This window comes from Rhodoferax sp., assembly GCF_028688795.1.
In the GTDB taxonomy this organism is placed as follows: domain Bacteria; phylum Pseudomonadota; class Gammaproteobacteria; order Burkholderiales; family Burkholderiaceae_C; genus Rhodoferax.
Window position 1 is genome coordinate 62,387 of sequence record NZ_JAQTXM010000026.1, and the last position, 13,473, is coordinate 75,859.

General features: G+C 58.8%; 12 protein-coding genes and 1 pseudogene. 7 read left to right on the forward strand and 6 right to left on the reverse strand.

The window, feature by feature from the left end; all coding sequences use genetic code 11:
• Complete coding sequence (locus PHQ58_RS17560) at nucleotides 1-1,119, reverse strand: C4-dicarboxylate ABC transporter (protein ID WP_300113422.1); 1,119 nt, start codon at nucleotides 1,117-1,119, stop codon at nucleotides 1-3.
• A gap of 317 nt (nucleotides 1,120-1,436) precedes the next feature.
• Between PHQ58_RS17560 and PHQ58_RS17565 the strand changes: the two are divergent.
• The 3 genes and pseudogenes from PHQ58_RS17565 to PHQ58_RS17575 all read left to right on the forward strand — a co-directional run.
• Nucleotides 1,437-1,937, forward strand: a pseudogene (locus tag PHQ58_RS17565) (MBL fold metallo-hydrolase); the annotation flags it as partial.
• Between the two features lie 192 nt (nucleotides 1,938-2,129).
• Nucleotides 2,130-2,549, forward strand: a complete 420-nt coding sequence (locus tag PHQ58_RS17570) for a rhodanese-like domain-containing protein (RefSeq protein ID WP_300113460.1) — start codon at nucleotides 2,130-2,132, stop codon at nucleotides 2,547-2,549.
• A gap of 42 nt (nucleotides 2,550-2,591) precedes the next feature.
• A complete protein-coding gene (locus tag PHQ58_RS17575) occupies nucleotides 2,592-3,365 on the forward strand; it encodes a type III pantothenate kinase (RefSeq protein WP_300113425.1) in 774 nt (257 codons plus the stop codon).
• A 109-nt stretch (nucleotides 3,366-3,474) separates the two neighbouring features.
• On the opposite strand, the gene PHQ58_RS17580 is transcribed toward PHQ58_RS17575, so the two are convergent.
• Nucleotides 3,475-4,668, reverse strand: a complete 1,194-nt coding sequence (locus PHQ58_RS17580) for a M20 aminoacylase family protein (RefSeq protein WP_300113428.1) — start codon at nucleotides 4,666-4,668, stop codon at nucleotides 3,475-3,477.
• Nucleotides 4,669-4,821: 153 nt separating this feature from the next.
• On the opposite strand from PHQ58_RS17580, the gene PHQ58_RS17585 reads away from it, so the two are divergent.
• Entirely contained in the window at nucleotides 4,822-6,936 is a 2,115-nt protein-coding gene (locus PHQ58_RS17585; RefSeq protein ID WP_300113431.1) for a molybdopterin oxidoreductase family protein, read from the forward strand.
• Between the two features lie 7 nt (nucleotides 6,937-6,943).
• Here the strand turns inward: PHQ58_RS17585 and PHQ58_RS17590 are convergent, their stop codons facing one another.
• Complete coding sequence (locus tag PHQ58_RS17590) at nucleotides 6,944-7,414, reverse strand: isoprenylcysteine carboxylmethyltransferase family protein (RefSeq protein ID WP_300113434.1); 471 nt, start codon at nucleotides 7,412-7,414, stop codon at nucleotides 6,944-6,946.
• Nucleotides 7,415-7,566: 152 nt separating this feature from the next.
• Here PHQ58_RS17590 and fabG point away from each other — a divergent pair, with 152 nt between their 5' ends.
• A complete protein-coding gene (gene fabG, locus PHQ58_RS17595) occupies nucleotides 7,567-8,313 on the forward strand; it encodes a 3-oxoacyl-ACP reductase FabG (RefSeq protein WP_300113437.1) in 747 nt (248 codons plus the stop codon).
• Here fabG and PHQ58_RS17600 read toward each other — a convergent pair.
• On the reverse strand, nucleotides 8,293-8,718 hold the full coding sequence (locus PHQ58_RS17600; protein WP_300113463.1) for a DUF3717 domain-containing protein: 426 nt from the start codon (nucleotides 8,716-8,718) through the stop codon (nucleotides 8,293-8,295). The genes fabG and PHQ58_RS17600 overlap by 21 nt on opposite strands.
• Nucleotides 8,719-8,942: 224 nt before the next feature.
• Here PHQ58_RS17600 and PHQ58_RS17605 point away from each other — a divergent pair, with 224 nt between their 5' ends.
• On the forward strand, nucleotides 8,943-9,293 hold the full coding sequence (locus PHQ58_RS17605; RefSeq protein WP_300113440.1) for a phage holin family protein: 351 nt from the start codon (nucleotides 8,943-8,945) through the stop codon (nucleotides 9,291-9,293).
• On the opposite strand, the gene PHQ58_RS17610 is transcribed toward PHQ58_RS17605, so the two are convergent.
• A complete protein-coding gene (locus PHQ58_RS17610) occupies nucleotides 9,264-10,862 on the reverse strand; it encodes a M48 family metalloprotease (protein ID WP_300113443.1) in 1,599 nt (532 codons plus the stop codon). The genes PHQ58_RS17605 and PHQ58_RS17610 overlap by 30 nt on opposite strands.
• A 141-nt stretch (nucleotides 10,863-11,003) precedes the next feature.
• Here PHQ58_RS17610 and moaC point away from each other — a divergent pair, with 141 nt between their 5' ends.
• Nucleotides 11,004-11,495 carry a cyclic pyranopterin monophosphate synthase MoaC gene (gene moaC / locus PHQ58_RS17615; protein WP_300113446.1) on the forward strand — a complete coding sequence of 164 codons (492 nt, stop codon included), beginning with the start codon at nucleotides 11,004-11,006 and terminating at the stop codon, nucleotides 11,493-11,495.
• 100 nt (nucleotides 11,496-11,595) lie between these two features.
• Here the strand turns inward: moaC and PHQ58_RS17620 are convergent, their stop codons facing one another.
• Entirely contained in the window at nucleotides 11,596-12,999 is a 1,404-nt protein-coding gene (locus PHQ58_RS17620; RefSeq protein WP_300113449.1) for a Wzy polymerase domain-containing protein, read from the reverse strand.
• Nucleotides 13,000-13,473 lie beyond the last annotated feature (474 nt).

The window sequence follows — 13,473 nt, forward strand, 5'->3', positions numbered from 1 at the left end:
TTAGGCCTTCTTGGCTCCGAAGAAATGGTTCACAGCCATGCGCCGGTTGACATACGTGTCTTGGTCCCATTTCACAGCGCGCTCTGCAAACGCTTTCTGCGAGGCCACAATTTCCTTGAACAGGGGGTTTTCTGCCGATTTCTTCTCGACAATTTCTGACCACAGCTTCAGTTGGTCCTGCAGCACAGAGTCTGGCGTTTTGTAAAACTTGACCTTGTCCTTTCGCTGCAACTCAATGTAGTCCTTGGAGTAGCGGTCAATGGCTTTCCAGGACATGTCGGCCGATGCCGCCTCGGTGGCGCCGGCAATGATGGCCTTCATCTTGGCCGGCAGCGCATCGTATTTGGTCTTGTTGAACATGATCTCAAAGGTCTCGGCGCTCTGGTGATAGCTTTGCAGCATGCACACTTTGGAGACATCGGGAAAACCCAGCAGGCGGTCGGATGAGGCGTTGTTGAACTCAGCACCGTCGAGCAGGCCGCGGTCCATGGCCGGCACGATCTCGCCACCGGGGAGGGCATTGACTGCGGCACCCATGGCGGTAAAGAGGTCAATGGCCAGGCCGTTGGTGCGGAACTTGAGGCCTTTGAAGTCTGCCGATTTGGTGATGGGTTTTTTGAACCAACCCAAGGGCTGCGTCGCCATGGGGCCGTACAGAAAGGATTGCACGTTGCCGCCAATCGACGCATAGAGCTTGGCCAGCAACTCGGCGCCACCGCCGTACTTATGCCAAGCCAGGATCATGTTGGCATCCATGCCAAAGGCTGGGCCTGAATTCCACAGCGCCAGCGCATTTTGTTTGCCGTAGTGGTAACCCAACACACCATGGCCACCGTCGAGTGTGCCCTTGGACACCGCTTCAAGCAGACCAAAAGCAGGTACCACCGAGCCCGCAGGCAGGACCTCGATCTTGAGGTCGCCACCGGTCATGTCGTTGACCTTTTTGGCGTAATCGAGCGCGTACTCGTGGAAGATGTCCTTGGCCGGCCAAGTGCTTTGCCAACGCATGGAAATGGGGCCAGTCTGCGCCTTGGCAATCATGGGCGCCGACATGGCACCTGCGGCAATGGCAGCACCTTTGAGCAGGCTGCGACGACGGGGGGTTTTACTATCGGTCAAGGTAGTCTCCTGTTGTGTAAAAGGGCGACCATATTTTGGTCACGCCTGCGCCCGATTGCGCTTAGGGTTTTCACTCAAGTGATCCGCTTGCGTCGCAAAAGACTTTTTACATTTTTGGGTGGTGTGTGTTGAAATTTCGTGTGTTTTCATGTCTCGAATGTGACAACTGTCGTGGGCTGTGTCGACGGCGTTCGGTGGTGGCGCGGTCAATCAAGACCGGTTCGCAACGCATCACGTTTCAAGTTACATTTCAGCCAGAATCCAGCCTGAAAAACGTGTGGCTGCACGCCAGTTCGCCAACTTGACCACAACCTTCCATGAAACCGATACAACTGTTTGACACGGCCTCCAGCACTTATACCTATGTGGCCTTTGACCCCGTCACGCGTGACGCGATCATCATTGACCCGGTGGACACGCAACTGGAGCGAGACCTGCAGGTGCTGCGCGAACACCGCCTGAAACTGGTCTGGGCGCTGGAAACCCACGCCCATGCCGACCACATCACCAGCGCCGGGCAACTGGCCGAGCTGGCAGGTGCCAAAACTGCTGCGCCGGCGGGGTGTGGCATCAGCACGGCATCGGTTCAGCTCAACGATGGCGACACCCTTGCATTTGGCAATGAGCAGGTTCGTGCCTTGCACACACCAGGCCACACGGCGGGCAGCATGTGTTTTGTCTGGCGCGACCAAGTGTTCACGGGTGACACGCTTTTGATCAACGGCTGCGGCCGCACCGACTTTCAAAGCGGCAGCGCCGAGGCGATGTACCACAGCCTGACCCAGGTGCTTTTCAAGCTGCCCGATGCCACCACGGTGTGGCCGGGGCACGATTACCAGGGCAAAACCCGGTCCACCATCGGCCAGGAAAAAGCCAGCAATGCCCGCGTGGCTGGCAAGACGCAGGAAGAATTTGTGGCCATCATGGCAGCGCTGCATTTGCCGCCGCCCAAACGCATCGATGAAGCTGTGCCGGCCAACCTGCAAAGCGGGCTGCGCCACGACGCGCATTTGTCCAACAGCCTGCGCGTGCAGCCTGCTGATGGTTATGCCGGTGATGTCAGTGGTGTGCTGGCTTGGGAGTGGGTGCAAAGCGGTGAGGCTGTGCTGGTGGATGTGCGCTCTGACGCCGAACGCGCCTGGGTCGGTTTTGTTCCAGACGCCCCTGCCGTGGCCTGGAAACAATGGCCCGGCATGGCCAGCAACCCGAATTTCGATGCTGAGCTGCAAGCCGCCGTGCCTGCAGGTAAAAAAGTGGTGCTGCTGTGCCGCAGTGGCGTTCGCTCCATTGCCGCGGCCAAACGCGCCACAGAGCTGGGCTTGCAGGCCTACAACATTCTGGAAGGGTTTGAGGGCGACCCCGACAGCAACGCCCAGCGTGGGCATCAGGGCGGCTGGCGCTTTCATGGTTTGCCGTGGCGTCAGGGTTGAAACATTTGCTTACAGTAATGTTTATGTGTTGATAATGCCGCCATGACTTTTCTGGCCATCGACATCGGCAACACCCGCTTGAAGTGGGCACTGCACACCGCCCCTCACCGCAACGCCCCGCTGTTGGCGCAAGGGGCCGAGTTTCTGGAGAATATTGACCGCCTGGCGGAAGGCGACTGGGCCGGCTTGCCGCACCCCACGAGCATGCTGGGTTGCACCGTGGCCGGGGATGCGGTCAAGCGCCGCATTGAAGAGCAAATGGAGTTGTGGGACGTATCGGCCCACTGGGTGGTGGCCAGCAGCGCTGAGGCGGGCTTGGTCAACGGCTACGATTACCCGTCGCGCCTGGGTGCTGACCGCTGGGTGGCCATGATCGGCGCTTGGCACCGCAGCTTGGCGCAAGGCGCGCCGCGTCCTTTGGTGGTGGTAATGGTGGGCACGGCTGTCACGGTAGATGCCATCGACACGCAAGGCAAATTTTTGGGCGGTTTGATTTTGCCGGGCCACGGCATCATGCTGCGCGCCCTGGAATCCGGCACCGCCGGGCTGCATGTGCCGACCGGCAACGTGTGCGAATTTCCCACCAACACCAGCGACGCCCTGACCAGCGGCGGTACCTATGCCATTGCTGGGGCAGTGGCTTGCATGGTGCAGCATTTGCGCCAGCATTGCGGCGCTGAGCCGCGCTGCATCATGACCGGTGGCGCGGGCTGGAAGATGGCGCCCAATATGTCGGTGCCCTTTGAACTGGTGGACAACCTGCTGTTTGACGGTTTGTTGGAAATGGCGTCGAGCCGGTTTGCCGTTCCTGCATAGGTCTGGCGGGGTTTGGGTGGTGCCGGCTATTAAGTCTGCATTTATAAGAAAAATCGACCTCTAGCCCTTATTAAATAAGCGTAAGCAGCTATTTAATATATAGCATTCATCAGACTGACTTGGCCAGCCAGCGCTCAGCCAGTCGCACCCAGTAAGTGGCCCCCAACGGCAACAAGTCATCATTGAAGTCGTAGCTGGCGTTGTGCAGCATGCATGGTCCACCGCCATGGCCGATGTCGCGGTGGTCACCGTCGCCATTGGCAATGAAGGCGTAACAACCCGGCTTGGCTTGCAGCATATAAGAGAAGTCTTCCGCGCCCATGGTGGGCTCTTGCGCCTGCACCTTGTCAGCGCCCACGATGCTGGCCATCACCTGGCGGCAAAACTCAGCCTCTGGTTCGGAATTGATGGTGGGAGGGTAATTGCGTTTGAATTCAAACTCAGCTGTCATACCCGACGCGGCGCAGGTGTGCTGGGTCATGACGCGCATGCGCTCTTCGATCAGGTCCAGCACCTCCAGCGAGAACGTGCGCACCGTGCCCTGAAGTTCGCAGCTGTTCGGGATCACGTTGGTGGCAGAGCCCGCATGGATCATGGTGACCGAAATCACGCCGGCGTCAATCGGCTTTTTGACGCGGCTGATGATGGTTTGAAACGATTGCACCAGTTGGCAGGCCACCGGCACCGGGTCTAGCGCGTTGTGCGGCATGGCAGCGTGGCCGCCTTTGCCCTGGATGGTGATCTTGAACTCGTTGCTCGACGCCATCACCGGTCCGGGGCTGGCGGCAAATTGCCCCGCGGCAAAACCGGGCCAGTTGTGCATCCCAAACACGGCTTGCATTGGGAATTTGTCAAACAGGCCGTCTTTGATCATCTCACGTGCACCACCGCCGCCTTCTTCGGCCGGCTGAAAAATCAGATACACCGTGCCGTCAAAGTTGCGCTGGGTGGCCAGGTATTGCGCAGCGGCCAGCAGCATGGCGGTGTGGCCGTCGTGGCCACAGGCGTGCATCTTGCCGGGGTGGGTGCTGGCGTGCGCAAAGGTGTTGGCCTCCTGCATGGGTAGCGCGTCCATGTCGGCGCGCAGGCCAATTGCGCGGTCAGAGGTTCCGCCTTTGATGATGCCCACCACACCCGTGGTGCCTAGGCCACGATGCATCGGGATACCCCACTCGGTCAGTTTGGCGGCCACGATGTCCGAGGTGCGCTGCTCTTGAAAACACAGCTCGGGGTGGGCATGTATGTCGCGCCGCAGGGCCACCAACTTGTCCTGCTGAGTCGCAATGTCATTTATTAAATTCATAGCTGCTTACGCTTATAAATAAAGGGCTAGAGGCATAAAACTTATATATTTTCTCGGCAAGCAAGGCCGCCATGTCGGTAACGATTCGGGTCGGCCTGCTGGCGCGACGGGAGCCGCTTCAGCCACAATCATGCCTTAACTACGCATACCACCATGACCCACATTGCTTTGTCCGACGAGGTCCACGCTACCCAAGTGCTGGGTGCCTGCCCGCACGACTGCCCTGACACCTGCTCGATGCTGACCACGGTGCAAAACGGGGTTGCCGTCAAGGTGCAAGGCAACCCGGCGCACCCCCACACCGACGGCGCGCTGTGCACCAAGGTGTCACGCTACACCGAGCGCACTTATCACCCGGAGCGCATCCTGCAGCCGCTGAAACGCGTCGGCCCCAAGGGCGCGGGGCAGTTTGAGCCGGTGAGCTGGGACGCCGCACTGACCGACATTGCGGCGCGCCTGCAGGCTATTGCCGCACGCGACCCGCAAGCCATCCTGCCCTACAGCTACGCCGGCACCATGGGCCTGGTGCAAGGCGAAAGCATCGCGGCGAGGTTTTTCAACAAGCTGGGTGCATCGCAACTGGCGCGCACCATTTGCGCCGCCGCCGGAGGCGAAGGCCTGGTGCAAACGCTGGGCGGCAAGGTCGGCATGCGGGTGGAGTTTTTTGCCGAGGCCAAACTGATCTTGATCTGGGGCAGCAATTCCATTGCCAGCAACCTTCATTTCTGGCGCTATGCCAACGCCGCAAAACGAGCGGGCGCCAAGCTGATTTGTATTGACCCGCGCAAGAGTGAAACTGCCGACAAATGCCACGAACACATTGCTCTGTTGCCTGGCACCGACGGTGCGCTGGCGCTGGCGCTGATGCATGAGCTGATTCAGAACGACTGGCTCGATCATGATTACCTGACGCGCTACACCTTGGGCTGGGAGGCGCTGCGTGCGCGGGCCCTGACCTGGTCGCCCGAGCGGGCAGCGGCGGTGTGCGGCATCACCCCTGAGCAGATTCGTGTCTTGGCGCGCGACTATGGTGCTGGCGCCGCAGCGTCATCTGGTGCGTCAACGAATGCATCAGCCCAGGCACCAGGAGGTTCACCGGCTGCCATCCGCATGAACTACGGCTTGCAGCGGGTGCATGGCGGTGGCAACGCGGTACGCTTGATCGCCAGCCTGCCCGCGCTGATTGGCGCCTGGCGGCACCGTGCAGGCGGCGTTTTGCTGTCAAGCTCGGGCACTTTTCCGGTTCAAAAAGCCGCCTTGCAGCGGCCTGATTTGTTGGCAGCGCGCACGCCGCGCACGGTCAACATGGTGACCATTGGCAACGACTTGCTGCGCCAGAGCAGCGCTGACTTTGGCCCGGCCATTGAGGCGATGATCGTCTATAACAGCAACCCGGTGGCGGTGGCGCCCGAGTCTGCCAAGGTGGTGCAAGGCTTTGCGCGCGACGACCTGTTCACCGTGGTGCTGGAGCATTTTCAGACCGACACCGCAGACTACGCCGACTACATCTTGCCCGCCACCACCCAGCTGGAGCATTGGGATGTGCACAGCAGTTACGGACACACCGATGCGCTGCTGAATCGCCCGGCGATTGCGCCGCTGGGAGGCGCCAAGCCCAATACCCAGATTTTTCGGGAGCTGGCGGCCAGATTAGGCTTTGCCGAGCCCTGTTTTCAGGACTCGGATGAGGCACTGTGCCGCCAGGCTTTTGGCGATGCAGTGGATTTTGAGGTGTTGTTGGCCCAGGGCTTTGCCACTTTGCAAACGCCAGAGGCGCCGTTCGCCCAAGGTCAGTTTCCCACGCCATCTGGTAAGTGCGAGTTTTTCAGCGAACGCCTCGCAAAGCAGGGCCTCGATGGCCTGCCAGACCATGTGCCCAACCATGAAGCTGCGCACACTTCAGGCGATTACCCCTTGGCCATGATCTCGCCGCCGGCGCGCAATTTTTTGAACTCGACCTTTGTCAACGTCAAAAGCTTGCGTGACATTGAGGGTGAGCCCTTGCTGGAAATTCACCCGCAGGATGCGGCGGCGCGTGGCATTGCCAGCGGCGACACGGTTCGGGTATTCAATGGCCGCGGCAGCCACAGTTGCCACGCGCGGGTGAGCGAACGCGCGCGTCCGGGTGTGGTCAACGGCTTGGGTATCTGGTGGCGCAAGCTGGGCCTGGATGGCACCAATGTGAACCAACTCACCAGCCAGAAGCTGACTGACTTGGGCCATGGCCCGACGTTTTATGACTGCCTGGTCGAGGTGCAGCGCGTGTGAGGGCCTGCTAAAACACCCACGGCACAAAGCGTTTGCACTGCTGACAATAGGCCGCATACCCCGCGTGGTGTTCGCGCAGCCAACGCTCTTCAAGACTTGCTTTGGTCAGAAGGATCAGCGCCAAGGCACACCACGCCGCGATGCCAACCAAAGGCTCAATCGCCCAAGCCATGGCCGCCGCGCCCAGCAGCACGGCGCTGTACATTGGGTGGCGAATCCAGCGGTAGGGCCCGCCAGTGATCAAGGTGCCCGACGCTTTTGGCGTCGGGTGGATGTTGAAATTGCCCAAACGGTTGTACGCCAGGGTCCACACGCCCAGCAGCGCGGACAGGCCAGCCAGCCCCAAACTGGTAACGGACAAGTTGCCCTGCCACATTCGCGGTGTTGCCAACACGGCCAGCAGCAACAGCAAGCCAAATTGCAAGGCCACCAGCAGGCTACCGATGACGGACCTGTGTCGGTTAAAAAAATCAGACATGGCGAGTCGCTGTAGAAAAGGTTGAAGATGGCGAATTGGTATGCGCCGACTTGGTGCGCTGTTCATGCAAGTTCTGCTAAACGTCAAGTTCCTGCAATCTAGCACGGCTAATATTTAGTTGGTCTCACTTTTTACCACTCTGGGGAATTTCCATGACAGATCGCCTTTCCAATAAAGTTTCCATCATCACCGGCGCGGCACAGGGCATTGGGCAGGCCACTGCACTCAAATTTGCAAAAGAAGGCGCCATTGTCATCGTGTGCGACGTCAAGCAGGCGGGCGTGGACGAGGTTGTGGCGCAATGCCAGGCGCTCGGCGCCACCGCACTGGGCTTTGTCATGGACGTGACACAGCGCGCCATGGTCGACGCCGTGGTGGCGCAGGTCAAAGAAAAATTCGGCCGCATTGATGTGCTGGTCAACAACGCGGGCATCACACAAGATGCGCGTCTGCAAAAAATGACCATCGAACAGTTTGACAAGGTGATCGATGTCAACCTGCGCGGTGTGTTCCATTGCGCCCAAGCCGTGGCTGATGGCATGGTGGCCCAGGGTAGTGGCGTGATCTTGAGCGCCAGTTCGGTGGTGGGTTTGTATGGCAATTTTGGCCAGACCAACTATGCGGCCACCAAGTTCGGCATCATTGGCTTTACCAAAACCTGGAGCCGCGAGTTGGGCCCCAAGGGCGTGCGTGTGAATGCGGTGGCCCCGGGCTTCATCACCACCCCGATGGTGGCCGCCATGCCTGAAAAAGTGCTGCAAGACCTCAGCGCCAAGGTGCAATTGCGCCGTTTGGGCAAGCCCGAAGAAATCGCCAATGTGTACGCTTTTTTGGCCAGCGACGAAGCCAGCTATATCAATGGCGAGGTGATTGAAGTCTCAGGCGGTATTTCGCTCTGATTTTTCTGTGGCACGCTCGGCGTATTTGTTAAAGCGCCAAGCCGTGCCCTCTTGGGTGATGCGTCGCCAGGTGACGCGTTTCTCAACTGGCCGCATTTGCGTCCAGTACTGCACTTCGGCAAAGGTGCGCCCGCAACCCTTACAGACATCATCGCCCTGACTGGTCGAGCAAATCGCAATACAGGGCGTGTCTGGCGTGCTGTCAAACCAGGTCAGCCAAGCAGCAAGCGCAGCAACTGGCAGGGCCGCTTCACTGATTTCATTAGCACCCTCGAATGCCATCACGCCATAAACTTCGGCCAGCGCCCGGGTCTCGGGTGGCAAGGCGTTACTGCCCACACTGGGAGTTTTGGTGCGCCAGAAATTGATGGCTGATTCGATGTCGGTGATGTGGATGCTTGTCATGGGGTGGGCATGATAGCCCTTGGTTTGCATCACCCCGGGCAGCGGCGGGGTATGTGCGGCATTGGCGCTAGTCATTCCGCGAAGGGGAGCAGTTCCCTCGTGGGTGAGTCGTCCATACGGTTCTGACAGTGGCTGTTTGGCAGTACGGTGGCATTCAGGCGGGTGGCGCAAACGTCAGTGGCAGGCAGTGGCCTGATGCAGGGCAACGTGCTAATCTGCGGGCTATGAAACTTATCCTCAAATGGTTGCTCAGTGCTGCCGCCTTGTTGTGTGTGGCTTACCTTTACAGCGGCGTGGTGGTCAGCAGTTTTGGCGCTGCGTTGATCGCTGCGTTTGTCATCGGCCTTTTTAATATGGTGCTGCGCCCGGTGCTGGTGGTGCTGACGTTGCCGGTGACCGTGGTCACGCTGGGTCTGTTTTTGTTTGTCATCAACGCCCTGATGTTCTGGGCTGCCGCCGGGGTGCTGGACGGTTTTGCTGTGCGTGGTTTTGGCGCGGCGCTGTGGGGGTCGTTGATCTATTCTGTGCTCGGCTTGGTGATCGACTCAGCTTTCCAGCGCCTGTTCCTTAAATAAAGCCTGAATTTGCCGCAAACGCGTGTCGATGATCGATGCGTCGATGTGGTCCGCGCTGGAGTCCGCCGCGCCACCGGGTGCGCGCAGCCGGTCTTGGGCGCCCTTGAGCCGGTCCAGCGCACCTGCGTAGTCAAGGTGCGCCACCTTGGCCTCTGCCTCGGCACGCAGGGCCCGCAAACTCTGGTTTTGCGCCGCGTAAATGCTGGCCAGCCATTGCCAAGCCAGCGCGTCCTGAGGCTGGAGACTGACCCAGGTTTGCAGCCGCTGCGCCACCGTGTCAAGCGCTGCCGGGGTGCCGGCCTGCATGGCAATCTGGGCTTGCAACAACAATTCCGGTCGACGCGTGCGCGTCACATCCGAGAGGTTCGTGCCAACTTCATTGCCCAACGCCAGCACCTGCGGGCGGGACAAATCACGTGCTGCCAGTGCGATCTCAATGCCCAGCCAGCGTGCCTGCAGGCTGGCTTCGGGTTCTGTCAGAGCTAAGATTTGCAGGCGCTCAAATTGTTTGCGGGCTTGTGCCGATTCACGCAGGCGGCTTGCCGCCATGGCTGCGCCATACAACACGCCGGCTTGCACTGAAGCGGGCTGGCTTTCGAGCGCGACGTCATCCACTTGTGCCTGCCAGGCGCGCAGTGCGTCCACGCCGGGGTTTGACAGCACCCGCGCGCGTGCCGTGAGCATGGCGTGTGGCATGGTTGGGACGATGTGGCCCGGATGGGCCGCGCCCAGCGGCAGGCGTGCCTGCATGTCGGCCATGCGCTCGGTGGTGAGCGGGTGGCTGCGCAAATAAGGGTAAGCACCGTTGTCGTTCAATCGGGACGCTTGCTGCAACTTGTCAAACATGCTGACAAAACCTTGCGCTTTAAAGCCCGCCTGGGTCATCACGCCAAAGCCAATGCGGTCGGCTTCGCGTTCCATGTCGCGTGAAAAATTGAGTTGAGCCTGGGCAGCGAGCGCCTGGCCGCCAACGATCAGCGTGTTGCCAGCCTCTGCATTTTTGCTGGCCGCCAGCGCGCCCAAAATCATGGCCCCAATCATCCACGGCGTTTGTTGGCTGCTCTTTGTCATCATGCGGGCAATGTGGCGTTGTGTGACGTGGCTGAGCTCGTGACCCAGCACGGACGCCAGTTCTGAGCGGCTGCTCACCACGGCCATCAGCCCCAAATGCACGCCCAAGTAACCCCCGGGCAGGGCAAAGGCGTTGACACTGCGGTCGCGCCCCAACACGATGCGCCAGGCAAATCGCTCATCAAGCTCGGGCGTCAAGTCGCCGCGCGCTCTGGCTGCTGCCAACAGCGGTTGCCAGATGTCTTGCACATAGTCGGCCAGCACGGGGTCATCAATATAGTCGGGGTCGCGGTACAACTCGCGTGCAATTCGGTCGCCCAAGCGCCGCTCGGCACCACTGCTGATTTCGCTTGCATCGCCCAACAGTGGCAGCACGCTTGACGCCGAGGTTTGCGCGTTCAATTGGTTTGGTGTCAGCGTGCATGTCGCTACTATAAAAATAGCTACTTGCGCTTGCTTAATAAGGGTTATAAGCCTATTTGTCTTCAATGAATGCATGCGATTCAGCTCCTTGCTTGGCACGAGGACAGCGACATAGCGGTTATGCCTCTTGCGTAGGTTGCTCGTATGATGCCATCTGCGCGTAAAGGTTCGGTGAAGCCACCTTTGCATCCTTTTTTATTCGTAACCCCACCTGACATGAGCCAGCTTACCCATTTTGACGCCCAGGGCCAAGCCCACATGGTGGATGTAGCCGCCAAAGCCTCCACCCATCGCATCGGCATTGCCGGTGGCCGCATCGAGATGCTGCCCACCACTTTGGCCTTGATTGAATCTGGATCCGCCAAAAAAGGCGATGTGTTGGGGATTGCGCGTGTGGCAGGCATCATGGCGGCCAAAAAAACCAGCGATCTGATCCCGCTGTGTCACCCGCTTGTGCTAACCCGGGTAGCGATTGAATTTGAAGTGCTTCGTGCAAATGACAGCCGGGTTGACAGCGTTTTCTGCACCGCAACTGTAGAAACAGTTGGCCCAACTGGGGTCGAGATGGAAGCCCTGACTGCGGTGCAAGTGGCGCTGCTCACCATTTACGACATGTGCAAAGCGGTGGACCGTGGCATGGCGATCACTGACTGCAGGCTACTGGAAAAGCACGGGGGTAAATCCGGCAGCTTTGTAGCGGGCGTTTAAAGCAGTTGTGGCCGTGGCTTTGGATCGGTTGTCAACTCTATCGTGCGGCCAGTGGGCGGGTGGCTGCACCGGGTCTTGGCGAATTTGACTGCAACGCGCGTTACTGCGTTGCCTGAGCTGCCGCCCACTTGGTATAGGCCGCGGGAAAAGCAGCTTTGTAACGTGCAGTAAAAAAGCGCACTTCTGCCGTGTTCCCCAGAAGCTTTCCACTTTCAAGCACCTGTTCAACGACACGGGATTCAGGCGAAAAATGCAGCATGTCAAGCGCCAGGGCGTGCACTTCCCTGGCATTTTGTGCGTCGAGTTCGATGGTTGTCAGGTTGGCAAATCGAACCTGGTCCTGGAACAGCGCAACCGTGCCGAGTTTTTTCATGGTGTCGTCCCGGTAATCTGCCATTCTCGCCGTGGGTGCCAAATAGATTTGGCTGACGAGCTGGTAATTCCACGCTGCATAGGCGCAAAACGCTATGACAAATAGAGTTGGAAGCGCTTTTATATAAAGGGCTGGGTAGGCAAAAGGCTTGGAATTATGGGCTGTTTGCAGGGACTCCGGTGCGTGCCACAGCAGCCAAACACTCAGCAGTGCCGCCATTTGGAACGGCCCGTACCACAACGGGTATTCGAGAAGACTATGCATCGCAATGACCGCCAGCACAGCCCAGGCCAGTTGTCGGGTGGCATCTAATTCGCGCCAAGGGCGGGCCCGCCACACCAGCCACAGAATGACGCCGCATGTTGATAGTGCAATCGGCAGCCCTAGCTCGACCGCCAGGTGCAGTGGCAGGTTGTGTGCGTTATCCAAAATGTCGCAAAACCGTGCGCCCGGGTAGAGGGTGATGAAGTGCGCGTAATCAAGTTCACCCCAGCCCCAGCCAAGCCAAGGCTTCAGGGCAATCAAATGCAGCACATTGCTCCACAGTGTGAGTCGGCTGCTACAAAGTGCATCGCCGGAGCGCAAACGCGCCCACGCACCGTTGGCAAACGGATCAAGCCCTGCTAATAAAGGCAAGGCCACTGTGGCCGCCCCGTAGGCCAGTAGTGCGGCAAACAAAACCACATAAACCGGCCGCAGGCGCGTGTGCTGATGTTGTGTTCTATTTGTCTGCCTCTGCCAAGCCCAAGTCAATGCCGACAGCAAAGCCAATTGAAACAAGCCTGTTCTGGAAGAAGATGCGGCATTGGCGGCGCCAAGCAGTATTGCTGCCGAGAGCAGTAGGGCGGTCGAGCTCTGAAATTTGACGGATAACAATGGTCTGCTGGCGGTGGCGTACAAAGTTGCAGTTCCCCAGAGCAGCGCTGCCAGGCCGATGTTCATGAGGGTTGCAAACTGGTTGCGCTGGCGCAGGTTGCCGTAGGCCTCGCCGAGCCGTGTGTGGTTTACCCACAGATCGGCCCAATCGGTGGCGCCAAAATATTGCAAAAGGCCGATCGCAGCGCTCGCCACGGCGGCCAACAGCCATCCCCAAGCAACAGCGCGCACGCCATTTTGGGAGGCCCCTTTCATGTGCAGCACAAGTAGTGTTAACCATAAGAGCGAAGCGCATAACCATGAAAATAAAAACGGCCCAACAGCAGGCGTAGGCCCTGGGGAAAACGGATTGAGCCATGGCAACGCAACAAATATGGTGGCGATAAGAGGCAGCATGTGGGATGGGTTCATTTGGCTAAAAGGCGCCATTGGCAAAGTAAATATTCTCGCAGGTGTGCGAAAGGCGCAATTCCCTGCCATAATTCGTCTCCCGACGCAAACGGCGTGACAAACGGATCATTCCCAAGTCAACTGCCTAGTTAGTGTTTAAAGCACAGCAGTCAAGGGTTGGATGAAAAAGTAGCAAGAGCTAATTAGTCCTGAAAACGCAGAAAATGCGTGCTAGAATACAAGGCTTCGCTGATCACGGTGAAGCAAACGAAGGCAAGTTAAGAGACTTGTTTTTTTGGGTTCTTTAAAAATATACAGCCGATAAGCGTGGGCGTTTGA